17 protein-coding genes are annotated in these 18,417 nt (G+C 70.4%); 9 read left to right on the forward strand and 8 right to left on the reverse strand.

All coding sequences use genetic code 11. The features are described from left to right. Positions 1 to 9 precede the first annotated feature (9 nt). Positions 10 to 1,116, forward strand: a complete 1,107-nt coding sequence (locus CU254_RS20970; RefSeq protein WP_009079135.1) for a phosphatase PAP2 family protein — start codon at positions 10 to 12, stop codon at positions 1,114 to 1,116. Here CU254_RS20970 and phoU read toward each other — a convergent pair. The 3 genes from phoU to CU254_RS20985 all read right to left on the reverse strand — a co-directional run bounded on the left by phoU (position 1,028) and on the right by CU254_RS20985 (position 2,872). Continuing rightward, positions 1,028 to 1,672, reverse strand: a complete 645-nt coding sequence (gene phoU, locus CU254_RS20975) for a phosphate signaling complex protein PhoU (protein WP_009079136.1) — start codon at positions 1,670 to 1,672, stop codon at positions 1,028 to 1,030. The genes CU254_RS20970 and phoU overlap by 89 nt on opposite strands. 11 nt (positions 1,673 to 1,683) lie before the next feature. After that, entirely contained in the window at positions 1,684 to 2,040 is a 357-nt protein-coding gene (locus CU254_RS20980; RefSeq protein WP_009079137.1) for a hypothetical protein, read from the reverse strand. 88 nt (positions 2,041 to 2,128) lie between these two features. Further along, positions 2,129 to 2,872, reverse strand: coding sequence for a dienelactone hydrolase family protein (locus CU254_RS20985; RefSeq protein ID WP_009079138.1), 744 nt, complete (start codon positions 2,870 to 2,872; stop codon positions 2,129 to 2,131). Positions 2,873 to 3,073: 201 nt separating this feature from the next. On the opposite strand from CU254_RS20985, the gene CU254_RS20990 reads away from it, so the two are divergent. Continuing rightward, a complete protein-coding gene (locus CU254_RS20990) occupies positions 3,074 to 5,713 on the forward strand; it encodes an exo 1,3/1,4-beta-D-glucan glucohydrolase (protein WP_009079139.1) in 2,640 nt (879 codons plus the stop codon). On the opposite strand, the gene CU254_RS20995 is transcribed toward CU254_RS20990, so the two are convergent. Further along, the gene (locus tag CU254_RS20995; RefSeq protein ID WP_234392726.1) at positions 5,703 to 6,389 is read right to left on the reverse strand and encodes an FMN-dependent NADH-azoreductase; all 687 of its coding nucleotides are present in this window, start codon (positions 6,387 to 6,389) and stop codon (positions 5,703 to 5,705) included. The two genes, CU254_RS20990 and CU254_RS20995, sit on opposite strands and share 11 nt — an antisense overlap. Positions 6,390 to 6,461: 72 nt before the next feature. On the opposite strand from CU254_RS20995, the gene CU254_RS21000 reads away from it, so the two are divergent. After that, positions 6,462 to 7,319 (forward strand): sigma-70 family RNA polymerase sigma factor, encoded by an 858-nt coding sequence (locus tag CU254_RS21000; RefSeq protein WP_009079143.1) that lies wholly within the window; start codon positions 6,462 to 6,464, stop codon positions 7,317 to 7,319. Positions 7,320 to 7,443: 124 nt separating this feature from the next. Here the strand turns inward: CU254_RS21000 and CU254_RS21005 are convergent, their stop codons facing one another. Next, entirely contained in the window at positions 7,444 to 7,794 is a 351-nt protein-coding gene (locus CU254_RS21005; protein WP_037714341.1) for a hypothetical protein, read from the reverse strand. 184 nt (positions 7,795 to 7,978) lie between these two features. Here CU254_RS21005 and CU254_RS21010 point away from each other — a divergent pair, with 184 nt between their 5' ends. After that, positions 7,979 to 9,355 (forward strand): helix-turn-helix transcriptional regulator, encoded by a 1,377-nt coding sequence (locus tag CU254_RS21010; RefSeq protein ID WP_009079147.1) that lies wholly within the window; start codon positions 7,979 to 7,981, stop codon positions 9,353 to 9,355. A gap of 4 nt (positions 9,356 to 9,359) precedes the next feature. Here CU254_RS21010 and CU254_RS21015 read toward each other — a convergent pair whose 3' ends face one another. Beyond that, complete coding sequence (locus tag CU254_RS21015) at positions 9,360 to 10,175, reverse strand: alpha/beta hydrolase (protein ID WP_037714343.1); 816 nt, start codon at positions 10,173 to 10,175, stop codon at positions 9,360 to 9,362. 134 nt (positions 10,176 to 10,309) lie between these two features. Here CU254_RS21015 and CU254_RS21020 point away from each other — a divergent pair, with 134 nt between their 5' ends. Next, entirely contained in the window at positions 10,310 to 10,663 is a 354-nt protein-coding gene (locus CU254_RS21020; RefSeq protein ID WP_009079150.1) for a hypothetical protein, read from the forward strand. Between the two features lie 15 nt (positions 10,664 to 10,678). On the opposite strand, the gene CU254_RS21025 is transcribed toward CU254_RS21020, so the two are convergent. Together CU254_RS21025 and CU254_RS21030 are read right to left on the reverse strand one after the other, a co-directional pair. After that, positions 10,679 to 11,401 carry a hypothetical protein gene (locus CU254_RS21025; protein WP_009079152.1) on the reverse strand — a complete coding sequence of 241 codons (723 nt, stop codon included), beginning with the start codon at positions 11,399 to 11,401 and terminating at the stop codon, positions 10,679 to 10,681. A gap of 25 nt (positions 11,402 to 11,426) precedes the next feature. After that, the gene (locus CU254_RS21030) at positions 11,427 to 11,783 is read right to left on the reverse strand and encodes a helix-turn-helix transcriptional regulator (RefSeq protein ID WP_009079155.1); all 357 of its coding nucleotides are present in this window, start codon (positions 11,781 to 11,783) and stop codon (positions 11,427 to 11,429) included. Positions 11,784 to 12,034: 251 nt separating this feature from the next. Here CU254_RS21030 and mgtA point away from each other — a divergent pair, with 251 nt between their 5' ends. The 4 genes from mgtA to CU254_RS21050 all read left to right on the forward strand — a co-directional run bounded on the left by mgtA (position 12,035) and on the right by CU254_RS21050 (position 18,417). Then, positions 12,035 to 14,602, forward strand: a complete 2,568-nt coding sequence (gene mgtA, locus CU254_RS21035) for a magnesium-translocating P-type ATPase (protein ID WP_100266840.1) — start codon at positions 12,035 to 12,037, stop codon at positions 14,600 to 14,602. A gap of 66 nt (positions 14,603 to 14,668) precedes the next feature. Further along, the gene (locus tag CU254_RS21040; protein ID WP_009079158.1) at positions 14,669 to 15,388 is read left to right on the forward strand and encodes an MgtC/SapB family protein; all 720 of its coding nucleotides are present in this window, start codon (positions 14,669 to 14,671) and stop codon (positions 15,386 to 15,388) included. 3 nt (positions 15,389 to 15,391) lie between these two features. Continuing rightward, entirely contained in the window at positions 15,392 to 17,125 is a 1,734-nt protein-coding gene (locus tag CU254_RS21045) for an ABC transporter permease subunit (RefSeq protein WP_009079160.1), read from the forward strand. An 11-nt stretch (positions 17,126 to 17,136) separates the two neighbouring features. Then, entirely contained in the window at positions 17,137 to 18,417 is a 1,281-nt protein-coding gene (locus tag CU254_RS21050) for a nitrate/sulfonate/bicarbonate ABC transporter ATP-binding protein (protein ID WP_100266841.1), read from the forward strand.

An 18,417-nucleotide genomic window follows, 5' to 3' on the forward strand; every position in this document is an offset into this window, starting at 1 on the left:
AGGGGTTGTATGGCGACCGCGGCCGGAGCTTCCAGCAGCGAGACGTACGACGCGATCACCCATTTCGCCCTGGCGATGCCGGGCTGGGTGCAGTCCCTCGTGCTGGCGTACACGCACTACGGCCTGGTCCTCGTGGCCCCGTTCTTCGCCTGGCTCTGGTGGCGGGCGCGCGCGAGCGGCTCGCCCGAGCGGATGGCGGCGGCGCTGCTGGTCCCGGCGGCCACGGTGGTCGCCTACGTGCTCAGCGAGATCGTCAAAGCCTTCGTGCACGAGCAGCGGCCGTGCCGGGGACTGCCGCCGGAGGCGATCGTCGGCGCCTGCCCGCCGCCGGGCGACTGGTCGTTCCCCAGCAACCACTCGACCATCGCGGCCGCGGTCGCGCTCGGCGGGGCCTTCGCCTGGCGCAAGGGCGCGCCGTGGCTCGCGGCTTTCGCGGCGACGATGGGTTTCTCGCGGGTGTTCGTCGGGGCGCATTACCCGCACGACGTGCTGATCGGGCTCGCGCTCGGGGCCGGGATGGCGTTGCTCCTGCAGCGGTACGCGCTGGATCCGGCCGCCGGGCTCGTGCGGCGGTTCGCGGGGAAGGTGCCGTTCGGGCTGCTGGGGGTGGCGCCGGAAGAGCCTGGCGAGGCCCGTCCGGAACCCGACGGTGCTGCTCCACGAGGGCGGGCGGGTTCTCTTCCGCCGCGGCCGGGTGCTCGCGACGCGGTCCCTCCGGCTCGCCGCATCGGTCCGCCCGAAGCACCCGACGCCAGCGGTCGGCCCGTCCGTCCGCCCCGGCGGCAGAATTCGCAACCCCTCGGCACCGGCGCGCCCCGGCGGCAGAACTCCCAGCCGATGCCCCAGCCCCGGCCCGCCGAGGCCCCGCCGCAGAATCACGCGCAGCCCCCGGCCCGCGGCGCCCAGCCGCCAGCCCGTCCAGTCCGCGCACCACAGCCGCGTCCGGCAGGTCCGCCGCACGGCCGCGCCGCGGGTTCGCCGCCGCCGCGTCCGTCGAATCAGGCCCCGGCCGGACCGCCGCCGGAGGTCAGCCCGGGAGATCGCCCGTCGCGGCGAACTCCAGGCGCTTCGCGACCGACACCGCCTGGTCGGCGAAACGCTCGTAGAAACGCGTGAGCAGGCTGAGCGCGACCGCGATCCGCTGGTCCTGCGTCCAGTCCGGCGAGGTGACCGTCGCCATCACGCGCGCGTGCAGTTCGTCCACGCGCTCGTCGGCGCGGCTCAGCTCGGCGTAGCCGCCGCGGGCCTCGCCGTGCACGAGGTCCGCGAGCCGCTCGGCCATCGCCGAGGTGACCTCGCCGAGTTCGGAGAACACCGGCTCCAGGTCCGCGGGCACGGTCGGCTCCGGGTGGCCGCGGCGCGCGGTGCCCGCGACGTGCGCGGCGAGGTCGCCCATCCGCTCGAGCTTCTCCGCGCAGTACACCGCGGCCAGCACGGCACGCAGGTCGCCGGCCACCGGGGCCTGCAAAGCGAGCAGCGAATACGCCTCGTCCTCGCAGGTGGCGCGCAGGTCGTCGAGGTCGGCGTCGCCGCTGAGCACCTGCTCGGCCAGCGGCAGGTCCATGGTCAGCAGCGCCCGGGTGGCCCGGCGCATCGCCTCGGCCGCCGCCTCGGCCATCGCCGCCAGACGCCCGTCGAGCTGTTTCAGGTCGTCCTGGAAGCTTTCGCGCATGTCGAGCGACTTTACCGGCGGCCGGCGGGGAGGCCCGCGTCGGCCAGCGGCCAGGCCTCCTCGGGCTCGGCCAGCTCGTAGCTGTGGCTGCCTTCGTGCCCGCCGGGCACCCGGCAGAAAACGCCCTCGTCGGACTCCGCGCCGCATCGCGCGCGGGTCTCCAGCACGCGGCGGCCGGGCCACCAGCGCAGCCACATCAGCGGCTCTTCGCCGCGTCCGCCGACCGGGGTCGCGTGCTCGTGGCCGTGCCCGGCCTCCAGCTCGCAGAACAGCTCGGGCTCCGTCCCGCGGACCGCGACGCTCCGCAGGACCGAGCGCTCGCGCCCGGTCAGCTCCACCGGTTCGCGGCACAGCGCACCTTCGGCCATGCGGCCAGCGTAAACGGCCGCCGCCGATTCCGCGCGCAGGGCCCGGCCGCGAGCGCGTCGCGCGGGCCGGGCCCCGGTCCTTCGCAGGTCAGCGCACCCGCTCCAGGAGCGCGAACAGGTTCTCCCAATGCCGCTTCTCGCCCTCGGCGTGATAGGCGGCCGTGTCCGACATCGTGAACCCGTGCGACGCGCCCTCGTACACCTCCGACCGGTAGGTCACCCCGGCCTCGTCGAGCGCGTGCTCGAGCGTCTTGATCTGCTCGGCGGTGATCGACGGGTCCTGGTCGGCGTGCCCGAAGTACACCTCGCCGGCGATCGAGCCGACCCGCAGGTGCGGGCTGTCCGGCTGGTCGGTGACGAGGCGTCCGCCGTGGAACGACGCGATCGCCTTGACCCGGTCCGGGAGCGCCTCGATCACGCGCAGCGCGTTCGTGCCGCCCATGCAGTAGCCGGTGATCACGACCGGGCCCTCGGCGACGCCGTCCTGCGCGGCGAACCAGTCGAGGTACTTCTCCGCGTCCCGGGTGATCGCTTCGGTGTCGAGGGCCTCGATCAGCGGCATCAGCTTGCCGAAGACCTCGCCGCGCCGCTCCGGGTCTTCCAGCGCGGCGAAGTCCGCCAGCGGCGTCCGGCCGCCGCGGTAGAGCAGGTTCGGGGCCAGCACCGCGTAGCCCGCCTCGGCGATGCGGTCGGCCATCTCCTCGATCCGCGGCCGCAGCCCGAACGCGTCCGGGAAGAGCAGCACCCCGGGATGCGGCCCGCCGTCCGGCACGGCCAGGTACGCGTCCGCGGTCCCGTCGGCGGCCGGAACGTCCGGCTTTTCCTTGCGCATCCGCTTTGTCCTCCCTTGTTTTCGCTTTCTGCGAGATCAATCTATCCCCGCCGGGCCACCGGCCGCGGCGCCCGGCGGATGTCTCGTTTCCTGTCCGGTCAGTGGACTGAACCACTGCGGTCGGCGGATTGACGGAGTCCGGTTTGCCCGGTCAGGATCACCGGGCCCGCTCCGGGCCGCCCTCCGCAGAACGGACTGTCGATGGCCAGACCTCCACGTTCCCCGCGCGCCCGGAACCGGGTCGCGCTCGCCGCGCTCGTCCTCCTGGGCGGGCTCGTCCCCGCCCACGCCGCACAGGCCGCCGCTCCCCCGCGCCAGCCCGAAATCGGTCCCCCCGCGCTCGACCGGAACGGCTGTGCCCGCATCGAAAACTCGCTGCCCACGCTGCCGGACTGGCCGAAGGTGCGCAGCGCGATGCCGCGGAATCCGGTCGACGAGTGGCGGATCAAGCAGCTCGTCTCCGGCATGTCGCTGGAGGAAAAAGTCGGGCAGATGACGCAGCCCGAGATCGCCGCGATCACGCCGGCCGAGGTGACCCAGTACTCGATCGGGTCCGTGCTCAACGGCGGCGGCTCGTGGCCGGGCGGGAACAAGCACGCCAGCCAGCAGGACTGGCTCAAGCTCGCGGATTCCTATTGGGACGCGGCGAAGGCCACCCGGGCAAAGATCCCGGTAATTTGGGGCATAGATGCCGTGCACGGAAACAACAACGTGTACGGCGCGACGGTTTTCCCGCAGAACATCGCGCTCGGCGCGGCGCACGACCCGTGCCTGGTGCGCGACGTCGAGAATTCGACCGCGCGGCAGATCCGGGCGACCGGCCAGGACTGGGCGTTCGCGCCGACTCTCGCCGTCGTGCAGGACGATCGCTGGGGCCGCACTTACGAAGGCTTCTCCGAGGACCCGCGCATCACCCGCGCCTACGGCTACGAGGCCATGAACGGCCTGCAGGCCGGCGCGCGGCTGCGCATCGGCCCGAACGGCGTGATCGGCACCGCCAAGCACTTCATCGGCGACGGCGGCACGACCAACGGGCAGGACCAGGGCGTCAACGCCTCGTCCGAAGCGGACATGATCAACCTGCACGGCCAGGGTTACTACGGCGCTCTGTCCGCCGGCGCGCAGACGGTCATGGCGTCGTTCAACAGCTGGACCAACCCCGCCCTCGGCATCAACGAGGGCAAGGTCCACGGCAGCGACAAGCTCCTCAACCAGATCCTCAAGGGCAAGACGGGCTTCGACGGCCTCGTCGTGTCCGACTGGAACGGCATCGGCCAGGTGCCCGATTGCACCAACGCCAGCTGCCCGCGCGCGATCAACGCGGGCATCGACGTCGTGATGGTCCCGAACGACTGGAAGGCCTTCATCGCCAACACGGTCGCGCAGGTTCGCGGCGGCGAGATCCCGATGTCCCGCATCGACGACGCGGTGACGCGGATCCTGCGGGTGAAAATGCGCGCCGGGCTGTTCGAGGAACGCAAGCCTTCGCAGCGATGGTACGCGGGTTCGGCGGATGCGTTGACGGACAAGGCGCTCGCTCGCGAAGCGGTGCGCAAATCGCAGACGCTGCTGAAGAACAACGGCAACGTGCTTCCCCTGGCGCGCAACGCCAAGGTGCTCGTGGTCGGCAAGAGCGCGGACAGCATCCAGAACCAGACCGGTGGCTGGACGCTGTCCTGGCAGGGCACTGGCAACACGAATGCGGACTTCCCCAACGCGACCTCGATTCTCGCTGGACTCAAGGAGGATCTCGCCAACGTCACCTTCGATCCGACCGGCACCGTCGATCCGCACGGCTACGACGCGGTCATCGCCGTGATCGGCGAAACTCCGTACGCGGAAGGCGTCGGCGATCTGCAGCGGAAGAGCCTCGAAGCGGCGAAGCTGTATCCGGAAGACCTTGCGGTGCTGGATAAAGTCAGCGGCAAGGGCACCCCGGTCGTAACGGTGTACGTCAGCGGCCGTCCGCTGTACGTCAACAAGGAACTCAACCGTTCCGACGCGTTCGTCGCCGCGTGGCTGCCCGGCACCGAAGGCGGCGGCGTCGCCGACATGCTGGTGCGCGGCAAGGACCACGGCGGGTACCGCGGCAAGTTGTCCTACTCGTGGCCGAAGAGCGCCTGCCAGACGCCGCTCAACCCGTGGAGTCCCGGCTATGACCCGCTGTTCGCGCTGGGCTACGGCCTCACCTCCAACCAGCGGACCACCGTCGGCAAGCTCGACGAGACCGAGGGCCCGGCGCGCTGCGGATCGACCGGAGGCGGCGGCACCGCGACCGAGGACCTGCCGATCTACGACCGCACGGATGTCGCGCCGTACAAGAGCTTCATCGGTTCGGCGTCGAACTGGGGCGGCACGGAGATCGGCCCCGACGGCACCGCTTCGCATCCGGAGATCAACGTCGTGCCAGCCGACGTCAACGTCCAGGGCGATGGCCTGAAAGCGACGTGGACCGGCACCGGCGCGGCACAGCTGTACTCACAGCACCCGGGCGGCACTGACGATCTGCGCGGATATCTCAACGCCGACGGCGCGCTCGAATTCGATGTGATCGTGCATTCGCCGCCGGTGAACCGGACGGTCGTGAGCCTGCACTGCGTCTACCCGTGCTCCTCGGAGGTCAACGCGACGAAACTGTTCGGCGATCTGCCCGCCGGACAGAAGTCGACGGTGAAGATCCCGTTGTCCTGCTTCGCGAGCGGGCTGGACTTCGAGAGCATCGACACGCCGTTCCTCGTCTACACCGACGGCCCGTTCTCCGCGTCCTTCGCGAACGTGCGGTGGTCGCCTGGCGGGGCGAAGGATCCGGACGCGCGGAAGTGCTCCGACCTCACCGGATGAGCCGCTGGGCGGTTTCGATGACCTGAGACCTGGCCGCCGCGCGCGACGCGGCGGCCAGGTCTTCGAACCCGTCCAGCGCCGGAACGTCGCCGACGCGGGTGAACTCCTGGGACACGAACGTGAGCCGCTCGACGCCTTTGTCGCTGAGGTAAGCGCGCAGATACGACTCCTGGAACTCGAATTTCTCCCGCGGCGTGCCCGGACCGTATCCGCCGCCCCGCGCGTTCACGACCACGAAGTCCTTGTCCGCCAGCAGTTTCCGGCCGGTCTCCGGGTCGACGAACACGCCCGGGAAGCTGATCCGGTCGATCCACGCCTTGAGCGTCGCGGGCACGCCGAAGTTGTACATCGGCACCCCCAGCAGCACCGCGCGGGCTTCCCGCACCTCGGTGACCAGCGGCAGCGTCAGGTCCCATTCGCGCTGTTCGTCGTCGTCCGCGATCAGTGTCGCGACGTCTTCCAGCGACAGCACTCCCTTGCGCTCGACCCGGCGGCCGAGCCGCGCGTACGCCTCGCGCAGCGGCGCCACCGGCTCAGCGGACACGTCGCGGTGCCGCACGGTTCCGCCGCCTCTCCGCCACTCGTCGGCGAACAGTGCGCCCAGCTGCCTGCTCACCGACGCCTCGCGGTCGGCGCTCGAATCTATGTGCAGCAGGGGCGCTAACATGACGGTCATCCGGTTCCTCTCCTCGTCCTTGGTCCTCGGGCCGGCACTCCCATGACGGATCGAGACGGGAAAAGGTGACCGATGGACGACGCACTGGCGCGGCGCTTCGAAAACGAGCGCCCGCGGCTGCACGCGCTGGCCTACCGCATGCTGGGTTCCGCGGCCGAGGCCGAGGACGTCGTGCAGGAGTCGTGGCTGCGGCTGAGTTCGGTCGATCGCGTCGACAACCTCGGCGGCTGGCTCACGACGGTGGTGTCCCGGCTCTGCCTGGACGCCCTGCGCGCCCGCCGCGAAACGCCGGTCTCGTCGGTGCCCGACGCCGCCGGTGGCTCGGTGCCCGAGGACGAGATCCTGCTGGCGGGCGAGGTCGGCCGCGCACTGCTCGTGGTCCTGGACCGGCTGGCCCCGCCCGAACGGGTGGCGTTCGTGCTGCACGACCTGTTCAAGGTGCCGTTCGACGCGGTCGGCCCGATCCTCGACCGGACGCCCGCGACGGCCAAGAAACTCGCCAGCCGCGCGCGCTCGCGGGTGCGCGGGGAACCGGCTGTTCCGGCTGCCGAGCTGGCCGAGCACCGGGAAGTGGTGACGGCTTTTCTGTCGGCCGCCCGGGGCGGGGACATGGCGACCCTGCTGACGGTGCTGGCTCCGGATGTCGTCCGGCATACGGATCCGACGATGCTGCCGCCGGGCGCCGCCGCGGTGCTGCGCGGGGCGGACGATGTGGCCCGGGGGACGAAGCTCTTCGCGGGGAACGCCCGGTTGGCGGAGCTGGCACTCATCGATGGCGATGTGGGGCTGGTACTCGCCCCCGCCGGGCGGTTGGCGGGGGTGCTGCGGATCGAGGTGCGCGGGGGGTTGCTCCAGGCGTATGAAGTGGTGGCGAGTCCTGAGCGGTTGGCGGGGACGGAGATCGCTACGCTCTCCTGCGGTGACGTATAGGTCGTTATACAATTTGGGGTCGGCCCGACGCACGCGCTGAGGCCTGCCCCAGCCCAGGGGAGGTGGCGTGCCGCGCCAGGCTGGGGCAGGCATAACGGTGCGGTGAGCGATGGGCGGGACGCTCCTAACCGCACCGAGCTTTACCGGTCATCTCCCCTTTTCGCGGGTCCTCGCCCTCCGAGCACTCGACTGCCGGGAAGACCTCGGTGTCCTCCCCGGCGCGTTCGGCGGCGGCTTCCTCGGCCGTCCGGCGGAATTCGGCCAGTCGGGCCTCTTCGATCTCGGCTTGGACCTCGTAGTCCAGCCGCGCCTGGAGGTCGCGGACGGTCAGTTTCCCGCGCGGCGGCGGGATCGGCCGGCGGGCTCGCCACAGCCACGCCGAGACCAGGACCAGCAGCAAGAGCACGCAGCACCCGATCACCACCGCCGGATGGGCGGTGCGAGCCGCCTCGGCGAACGTCTCCGCTGCGTTCATGCGATGCACCCCTCGGCTTCGGAAGTGTCTTCGCGTGCCCTGCCCACGATGGGGCCGGCCGGTGGCCTGGACCAGCCAGCAAACCGGGCGAAAAGCGGGCGGCAACCGAGGGAATCGCCTTGCCCTGGCCACGGTGACCTGCGGTAATCTAGCGATCCCGGGTCGTGGCGAAGGGGTGTCGCCCATGGGCGAACGGCGAGAAGGACTTGTCCGGGCACGCAAAGCGGCGAACCTGACGCAAGAAAAGCTCGCCGCGCTGCTCCCCGCCGACGAAAAAAGCATCCGCGCCTGGGAATCCGGCCGCTCCGAGCCGCGTCCGCACCGGCGCGACCGGCTCGCCCGGCTGCTGCGCATCAGCCCCGCCCGGCTGGAGGAACTGCTCCGCGAAGGCACCCCGGCGGACCTCCGCAGGTCCGCGGGAGTCCTGCTGCCCGTCGTCGTGGACGGGCGGCCCGTCGCGCTGCCGCTGGACCGGGCCACCGTCGCGGCCAGCGTCCTCGCCCGGCTCGTGCCCGCACCCGGCGACGCGGCCCAGCCCGCGGTTCCGACCACAGAATGGGACGCCATGAGCCCGCTCAGTCGCCGCTCCCTGCTCAAAAACGGCCTGCCGGTCGCGGCTTTGCCCGCACTCGGAATAGGCGGCGCCGAGCACGTCGCGCGAGCGCTGGAGAATCCCCGGCGGTACATGGACAAAACCGTCACGCACTATTTCCGGCGGCAGCTCGACGAGTACAAATACGAGGACGGCGAACGCGGTCCGGCGAAAACGCTTCCGATGACGCTCGGCGTGCTCGACATCATCGACCGCATCGCGCGCGACGCGACCGCCGAGGATCAGCGCGCCTTGCTGCAAATCGGTTCGGAGGGCGCGGAATTCGCCGGATGGCTCTACCGCGACCGCCGCCAGATGGCAGACTCGCTGTACTGGCACGACCGCGCGATGGAATGGGCGCAGGCGGCGGGCGACAGCACGATGCAGGGCTACATTCTGCTCAAGAAAGCCCAGGTCGCCTACGACGAACGCGATCCGCGGCGGATGCTCATCCTCACCCGAGCCGTGCGCAACGGCCCCTGGTCGCTCCCCCGGCGGCTGCAGGCCGAGGCCGCCCAGCAGGAAGCCCGCGCGGAGGCGATGCTCGGCGCGTCGGCCGATCAGGTGAACCGCACCCTCGACGTCGCGTGGAAACTGCTGGACGACGCCGGGCCGGCCGAATCACCGCTGGGCGCGCACTTCAACGCGACGCTGCTGAATATGCAGACCGCCATCTGCTACACCGAAGCGGGCGAACCGCGCCGGTCGGTCGAACTGTACGAGAAAACGTTGAAGGAAACCCACTTCTCCCGTCGGGACTACGGGTTCTTCTTGTCCCTCATGGCGAACTCGCTGGCCCTTTCCGGCGAACCGGACCAAGCCGCCAAAACCGGTCTCGCCTCCGCCCGTCGCGCGACGGAAACGAACTCCCGCCGCACCAAGGAAGAACTCCGGCGGGTCGTCGAAGTGCTCAAACCGTGGCACAACCGGCCGGACGTACGGGAATTGCGCGAAGCACTCAACAGCTGAGCCGTCAGCGAAGCCATTCCCGGACCTCGCGGATCACCTGCCGTTGCCATGCCCGCGTCTGCGGATCGGCATATTCCGGATCTTCGTGCACCGCGAATCCGTGCTGTGCACCGTCGAGCTGGAGCAGCCGGTGCTCGCAGGTCAACGCCCGATCCGCCGCCCGCGACGACTCGACCGGGACGAACGTGTCCTCGGTGCCATGCACGATCAGCGTCGGCGCGGCGATGCGCGGCAGATTTTCGCGGGCCTCGAACCACAACGCCTCGTTGAGCAGCGCCCGGCCGAGCCGGAAGCCAGGCCCGTGCCCGAGATAGCCCTGCTGCTTGAGCTCGGCCGCGCCCTTGTCGTTGAGATAACCGTCCGTCGACCACTCGGACTTCTCCTCGATGAACCGCCCGCGGTAGTCGATGAGGGGATTGAACAGGACGAGACGCTCGACGTCGTCCGGTCGCTTGGCCGCGTAGTACGCCGCGGCGCCGCCGGAGAAACTGGCCGCCGCGAGCGACGTCCGCACCCCCGGGACGGCGCCGGCCAAATGCTCGATGCCGCCGCGAATGACGTTGAGCAGCGCGAAAAGCGACAGATCCTCTTGGCTGCCTTCGCTCTCGCCGTGCCCGGGAAGATCGACTCTGAGGGAGGCCACCTCCGCCTCGGCCAGACCCGCCGCGAGACGGGTGAAGAACCCGCCTTCCTCGCGGGTGACGGTCGCCCCTTGAACGAGCAGCACCGCCCGCCGAGCCGCACCGTCCGGCTCGGTCAGCGTGCCGGCCAGGTTGAGGCCGTCCGGTGTGCGAACTGTCCGATAGCTGTCGCGCGACATGGACACTCCCGGAGTTGTCGTCAACTCCCAGTGTCGCAGGTTCGCGCGATCGGGGACCTAAATCGCCCGACGGTGTAACGGAGGCGACAGTCGCCGCGACCAGAGGCGAAGGGCGCGTGGGCGGAGCAGACGGCATGACGGAGAGCGAAGTGGTCGCGGCGTTCGCGGCGTGGCTCGAACGCGACGGCTGGACGATCGGTCCCGGCCCGGATCGACACCTCGACCTCTACGCCACGCGTGCCGACGACCGGCTCCACGCGGAAGCGAAAGGCGCCACCCAGGACAAGGGCATCGACGCGGACATCCTTTGGGGCCAGATCCTGCGGCGCATGGGCGAGTTCGGCATGCCGGGCGCGCGCTATGCGGTCGTAGTGCCAGACACCGTGAAGTGGCACGCCCTGCGGGTTCCGGCCAAGGTACGCACTCTGCTTGGCATTGAGGTGTACCTCGTAGCTGCGGACGGCTCGGTCGCTCGGGCGGATGCCTGAACCCGGCCCCGCTCGCTACTTCTTCAGCCTCCGGCTTCCGCCATGCCAATCCTGCTCCCGCCCCGTCTCCCCCGCCGCCACCCCGAACGACGGCAACTGCGGCATCTCCCGCAAGCTCCGCTTCAGCTCCGCGAACCCCGGGAACGCCGCCAGCCCCACCACGTGGTCCCACAGCCGGGCCGCCTCCTCGTCGGACGGCAAGCGGCTGATCACCGGGCCGAAGAACGCGACTCCCTCCGGCGGCTGGAAGTGCAGGATCGGCGTCCCGACGTCCTTCCCCGTCAGCGAAAGCGCTTCGTCCGTCTCCCGCTGGATCTCGGCATCCCACTGCGCGTCGTCGACGGCATCGGCAAGGGCCACCGGAAGGCCCGCCCGCGAAAGAGCCGTCGTGGCGGCCGAGCGGGTGCCATGCGCAGCACGTGCCGAAGCGGTGTCCTCGACCAGACCGCTCTCGAAGTTCTGCTCCCCCAGCGCCTCGTACAGCGGACCGACCGCCTCCCGGCCGCAATCCGAGCGCACCGCTGCGGCCAGGCGAAGCAACCGAAGCCCGGCCGTGTGCGAAGCGTCGTACTCCGGCGGAAAGTGCGTCGCGTAATCCAGGTGCGCGTTCAGCAGCCGCAGCGAGATGAATCGCCAGTCCACGGCATAGGAGCGCTGCCGGGCGACCTGGCGGACCCACTTGCTGGTCATCCACGCGAACGGGCACACCGGATCGAAGTAGAAGTTCAGGTCGGCCATGGCCCAACTCTACGTCCGGGGAGGATCAAGCGCCCTTGCTCCGCCGGACGTCGCCCGACAGCTCCTGGTGATGCTGCACCGCCAGCTGGACGATGTGCCGCACGTGCGGATCGTCCAGCACGTAGACCTGTCGCTTCCCCTCGCGGCGGGCGCGGACCAGTCCTGCGAGCTTCAGTTTGCCCAGATGGTGGCTCGCGGTCGGCACAGTCTGGCCGGTCTCCTCGGCGAGCGTGCCGACGTCGCGTTCCCCGTGCGACAGCAGCCAGAGCAGGTGGAGCCGCACGGTCGCCGACAGCAGGCCGAACGTCGCGGCGGCGTCCTGCAGCAAGTCGGCCGGGAGGGGTTCCAGCGGGGGTTGAGACGGGGTGGACACGAAGGACATCCTCTCGGGTGGGCCCCCAGCGTGACCTAGCCCCCATCAGTTGCACAAGTGTTTGACTGTTTCCGTGATCTGCGCTCTACTGGTCCCCGGCCGGCGCGCGACGCCGGTCGATGAGTCTTGCGGAGGAGGTGAGCCGGGTGACCGGCGAAGGAAGTAGTCGGCACGGCCGCGCGGGAACCCGGGCAACCAGGTAGGTCCGGGAGCGCCCCGCGCGGTCCGCTGACGCCCAGCTGACCTCGAGGGGGACGACTATGACCCGCTTTCCCGCCCTGCGCGCCCACGGCGACGCGCCGGTGCTGACCCTTTTCCGGAATCTCGGCAGCTCGCCCAAAGGCCTCACCGAGAACGAGGCGGCCGAACGCCTGCGCCGGTTCGGCGAGAACCGCATCGGCAGCACGCTCCAGGCGCCCGTCCGCGTCTGGACCGCCGCGCGCAGCCCGTTCGTCGCGTTGCTGACCGCGCTCGGCCTGGTCTTCGCCGGCGTCGGGGACATTCGCGGCGCGGTGACCGTCGGCGTGATGGTCGTGCTCAGCATCGGTCTCCGCTACTGGCAGCAGTCCCGGTCCGAGCGTGCGATCAGCGCGGTCCGCGACCAGATCACCACCACGGTCACCGTGCGTCGGCGCGCCGCGGCGGAGTTTCCCGGCAGCGAGCGCGAGGTGCCCACGGCAGACCTCGTGCCCGGCGACGTCGTGCTGCTCGGGCCCGGCGACGTGATTCCGGCGGACGTGCGGATTGTCGCGGCCAAGGACTTCGTGGTCGACCAGTCCGCGCTGTCCGGCGAGGCGCTGCCGGTCGCGAAGCGTGCGCCCCAGCCCGGCAAGCACGAGGACCACGAACTCGTCGAGACGCCCGCGCTCGGCTTCGCGGGCACGTCGGTGGTCGGCGGGACGGCCACCGCGGTCGTCGCCGCGACCGGCAGCGACACCTACTTCGGCGTGCTGGCCAAGCAATCCGCCGAGCCGCGCGCGGAATCCAGCTTCGACGCCGGAGTGCGCCGCGTCGGCTGGACGCTCGTGCGGTTCATGCTCGTGATGGTGCCGATCGTGCTCGTCGTCAACGGCACGGTCACCGGCGACTGGGCGCAAGCCGGGATGTTCGCGGTCGCCGTCGCGGTCGGTCTCACGCCGGAGATGCTGCCGGTCATCGTCACCACGAACCTCGCCCGGGGCGCGGCCGCGCTGTCCCGGCGGCAGGTGATCGTCAAGCGGCTCAACGCCATTCAGGACCTCGCCGCGATGGACGTGCTGTGCGTCGACAAGACCGGCACGCTCACCGAGGACCGGATCGCCTACGCGCACAGCGTCGACTACTCCGGCAGCCCGGACGGCGAAGCAGCCGAGTACGCGGGCCTCGCCGTGCGTTTCCAGACCGACCGGCACGACCGGCTGGACGAGGCCATCGAGACCCTCTTCGACGGCGAAGACGACCTGGTCACCGACGCGCTGTTCACCGGCGTCGCCGAGATCGGCTTCGACCACGCGCGCCGCCGGGCCAGCGTCGTGGTCCGCCGCGGCAGCGAGTACCTGCTGATCAGCAAGGGCGACCCGGACGAGATTCTGCCGCGCTGCAGCCACGCGCGCCGCGACGGCGTCGTGACCGAATTCGACGACGCGGCCCGGATCGGCGCGGAAGAACTGGTGCGCGCGTACGCCGAACACGGCATGCGAGTGCTCGCCGTGGCCGCCCGCGAAGTCGAGAACCGGCTCGACGGATTTGACGAAACTGACGAGAACCAGATGATCCTCGTCGGTTTCGTGGGATTCGTCGACCCGGTCCGCGACGGCGTCGTGAACGCGGTGAAAACCCTTGGCGAGCAAGGCGTCGCGCTGAAAGTGCTCACTGGGGACAACCGGCACGTCGCCGCGCGCGTCGCGGATTCGGCGGGCATCCCGGTCGGCGAAGTCGTGCTCGGCCGTCAGGTCGAAGCGGCCAGCGACGCCGAATTGCGGGAAATCGTCAAGGACACCACCGTCTTCGCGAAGCTCACGCCAGCGCACAAGGCCCGCGTCGTCACGGCGTTGCGCGAGAACGGCCGCGCGGTCGGCTTTGTCGGCGACGGCGTCAACGACGTCACCGCGCTGCGCACCGCCGACGTCGGGATCGCGCCGGACACCGCCACCGACGCGGCAAAGGACGCGGCGGACCTGGTGCTGCTCGAACGCGACCTCGGCGTGCTCGCCCGCGGCGTGGCCGAAGGACGGCGGACGCTCGGCAACACGCTGAAGTACGTCAACATCACCGCCGCGTCCAACTTCGGCAACGTGCTGTCGGTGCTCGCGGCCAGCGCGTTCCTGCCGTTCCTGCCCATCCTGCCGATCCAGCTCGTGGTGTCGAACCTGCTCTACGACCTGGCTCAGCTCGCGCTGGCCTGGGACCGGGTGGACGACGAGTACCTCGGCAAGCCGCGCCGCTGGGACGCGCGCGGGCTGACCGGTTTCATGCTCGTGTTCGGCCCGCTGTCGTCGCTGTTCGACCTCGCGACGTTCGCCGTGCTGTGGCACGTCTTCGGGGCGGGAGCGGACCCGTTGCTGTTCCAGACCGGCTGGTTCGTCGAGGGGCTGCTCTCGCAGCTGCTGGTCGTGCTCGTCCTGCGCGGCCGCGGCACTCCCCTGCGCGCCAGCCGCCCGGTCGTCCTGGCCGCCGCGGCCGCCGCGCTCGCCGGTCTGCTCGTGCCGCTGTCGCCGCTCGCCGGACCGTTGCGGATGCAGGCCCTGCCCGCGACCTACCTGCTGTGGCTGGTGGTCGTGCTGGCCGGCTACGCGCTGGCGGCCCAAGTAGCGAAACGCGGCTGGGCACGCCACCGTACGTGGTGGTAACCGTCCTTTATTGAGCCTTTTTCCCAACTATTTCTGAACTTTTCGCGACAACCAGTGGGAGCGCAGATGACGACTGCGGAGATGTTGCTGCGCCTTGGCGCCGGAGTGGGCCTCGGCACGGTGATCGGATTTGAACGCCAATACCGCGCCCGGATGGCGGGGCTGCGGACGAATGCCCTGGTCGCGGCCGGGTCGACGCTGTTCGTGCTGCTGTCCGCGCACGGTTTCAGCGGAGCGAGCGCCGACCCCACCCGGGTCGCCGCGCAAATTGTTTCCGGAATCGGTTTTCTCGGCGCGGGCGTGATTCTGCGCGAAGGGCTGACCGTGCGCGGGCTCAACACCGCCGCGACATTGTGGTGTTCCGCGGCGGTGGGTGCGCTGGCCGGGGCCGGGCTGTACACCGCCGCGGGCGCGGGCACCGCCGTCGTCATGGCGGTGAACATCGCGCTGCGTCCGCTCGGCCGGGTCGTCGACCGGCGTCCGGCGACCGGTCGCGAAACCCCGACGTCGTACACCTTCCTGGCGGTGACGAAGGACGATTCCGAAGCACACGTACGCGCGCTGCTCGTACAAGCCTTGGCGCGCACCGATTTCTCCCTCCAATCGGTCACCAGCACCAACACCGACACCGACGGGCAGGTGCAGGTGCGCGCCGAACTGTCCGCCGACCAGCGCGACGACAAGCAGATGGAGTCGGCGGTGAGCCGGCTGTCGATGGAACCGTCGGTGACCAGCGTGCGCTGGCAGGCCGAACTCACCTACTCCGAGCAGGACAGCGAGAACTAGACCATGCTGCGCACCTTCCCCACCCGCGGCGCGCTCGTCCGGCCCCGCCGCACGATCGCCGACGTGGCGGTGTTCCTCGGCGCCGCCGCGGCGCTGTGGCTGATCGTGCGGCTCGCGCACGGGGCCGCCACGGCGTGGACCCCGGCGACCGCACCGTCCACAGTGTCCACTGACCCGGCCGAACTTCCTTATTACGCGGGACGCTCGCTGCTGCGGATGTTCGTCGCGCTCGTCCTGTCGGTCGGATTCACCTTCTGCTACGCGACCGCGGCGGCCCGGCTGCGGCGCACCGAGAAGATCCTGCTGCCCGCGCTCGACATCCTCCAGTCGGTGCCGGTGCTCGGCTTCCTGTCGGTGACGATCACCGGGTTCATCGCGCTGTTCCCCGGTTCCCAGCTGGGCCTGGAATGCGCGTCGATCTTCGCGATCTTCACCTCCCAGGCGTGGAACATGACGTTCGCGTTCCACCACTCGCTGGTTTCGCAACCGCGCGACCTCGACGAAGCGTCCCGGCTGCTGCGGCTGTCGCGCTGGCAGCGATTCTGGCGCGTCGACGTGCCGAGCGGCATGATCCCGCTGGTCTGGAACGGCATGATGAGCTTCGGCGGCGGCTGGTTCTTCCTCACCGCCTCCGAAGCGCTCAGCGTCAACAACCAGAAATTCGCGCTGCCCGGCATCGGCGCGTACGTCGCGACCGCCTCCGAAGAGGGCGACCTCGGCAAGGTGCTGCTGGCCGTCGGCGTGATGGTGGTCCTGGTCGTCGGCGTGAACGTGCTGTTCTGGCGTCCGCTCACGGCGTGGTCGGAGCGGTTCCGCATCGAGAACTCCGAAGCCGCCGAAGCACCCCGCAGCCTGGTGCTCGACCTGCTGCGCCGTTCGCGGATCCCGACGCTGCTCGGCCGGGTGCTCGGCAAACTGGTCTTCCCGCTCGACCGCGCGCTGGCGGTCTTCGGGCTCGCCGAGTACCCGCTGCGCTTCTCCCCCGCCCGCCGCCGGGCCGCGGACATCGTGTTCAGCGTCGTGGTCTTCGGGCTGATCCTCTACGGCACGGTGCGCATGGTGCTGTTCATCGGCGAGACCACCGGGTACGGCGAGATCGGCCACGTGCTGCTGCTCGGCCTGATCACGTTCGCCCGAGTCGTCGCGCTGGTCGTCGTCGGGACGCTCGTGTGGGTGCCGGTCGGCGTGTGGATCGGGATGAACCCGCGGGTGTCGCGGCTCGCCCAGCCGGTCGTGCAGGTGCTCGCGTCGTTCCCGGCGAACTTCCTGTTCCCGCTGATCACCGCGGTGCTCCTGGCGACCGGGATTTCGCTGGACTGGGGCGGCATCCTGCTGATGAGCCTCGGCGCGCAGTGGTACATCCTCTTCAACGTCATCGCGGGCGCCTCGGCCATCCCGCACGACCTGCGCGAGGCGTCGGCGAACCTGCGGCTGCCGCGTGCGCTGTGGTGGCGGCGGCTCGTGCTGCCCGCCGTTTTCCCGAGCTACGTCACCGGCGGCATCACCGCTGCGGGCGGCGCGTGGAACGCCTCCATCGTCGCGGAAATCGTGTCCTACCACGGGGTCACGCTCACCGCGACGGGTCTCGGCGCGTACATCGCCGACGCGACCAGCACCGGCGATTCCGGGCGGATCCTGCTCGGCGTCGCGGTGATGAGCCTGTACGTCGTCGGCCTCAACCGGCTCTTCTGGCGGCGGCTGTACCGCCTCGCCGAACGCCGGTTCTCCCTGTCCTGAAAGGTGCCCTCATGTCCGAAGTCCTCGTGTCCGTCGACCACGTCAGCAAAAGCTTCCCCGGTTCGGCTGGCGACGAACTGCGCGTCCTCGACGACATCACCCTCGACCTGCGCGCGGGCGAGATCGTCGCGCTGCTCGGCCGGTCCGGCAGCGGGAAATCGACGCTGCTGCGCACGATCGCCGGGCTGATCGGCCCGACCCGCGGCACCGTGCGCTACCGCGGCGAAGAACTCGACGGCGCCAATCCGGGCACCGCCATGGTGTTCCAGACCTTCGCGCTGATGCCGTGGCTGACGGTGCAGGACAACGTCGAACTCGGCCTCGCCGCCCGCGGGATCCCGCCGAAAGCCCGCCGCGAGCGTGCGCTGCAGGCGATCGACCTGATCGGGCTCGACGGGTTCGAATCCGCTTATCCCAAGGAGCTTTCCGGCGGGATGCGGCAGCGGGTCGGCTTCGCCCGCGCGCTCGTGCTCGAACCGGACGTGCTGCTGATGGACGAGCCCTTCTCCGCGCTCGACGTGCTGACCGCGGAGAACCTGCGCACCGAGCTGATGAGCCTGTGGCAGCGCGCCGATTTCCCCACTAAAGCGGTCTGCATCGTCACGCACAACATCGAGGAGGCCGTGCTGCTCGCGGACCGGGTGCTGGTCCTCGGCGCCAACCCCGGCACCCTGCGCGCGGAAGTGGAGGTCGACCTCGCCCGGCCGCGCGACCGCAAATCCCCCGCGTTCGCCGCGCTGGTCGAGCGGCTCTACGACCTGCTGACCGGACGCGACCCGGCGGCCGTCGAACCCGCGCAGGCCACGCCCACCGCCCGGCCGCTGCCGCACGCGTCGGTCGGCGGGCTGGCCGGTCTCGTAGAGCTGGTGCACGCTCGCGGCGGCCACGCGGACCTGCCGGATCTCGCCGCCGAACTGAGCTTCGAGGTCGACGACCTGCTGCCGCTCGTCGACGCCGCCGCCCTGCTCGACCTTCTCTTCGTGGCGGGCGGCGACCTGCACCTGACGCCGGTCGGCACCGCCTTCACCACCGCGGACATCCAGACCAGCAAGAAGATCTTCGCCGGTCAGGTCCGCGACCGGGCGCCGCTGGTGCGCACCATCGTCAACGCGCTCACCGCCAGTTCGGACGGCACGCTGCGCGCGGAGTTCTTCCTCGACCTGCTGCGCCGGGGCTTCTCCGCCGCCGACGCCCGGCAGCAGCTGGACACGGCGATCGACTGGGGCCGGTACGCGGAACTCTTCGACTACGACACCGACAGCGACCGGATCGCCCAGACGACCGCCGACTAG

It is taken from the genome of Amycolatopsis sp. AA4, assembly GCF_002796545.1.
Taxonomy (GTDB): domain Bacteria; phylum Actinomycetota; class Actinomycetes; order Mycobacteriales; family Pseudonocardiaceae; genus Amycolatopsis.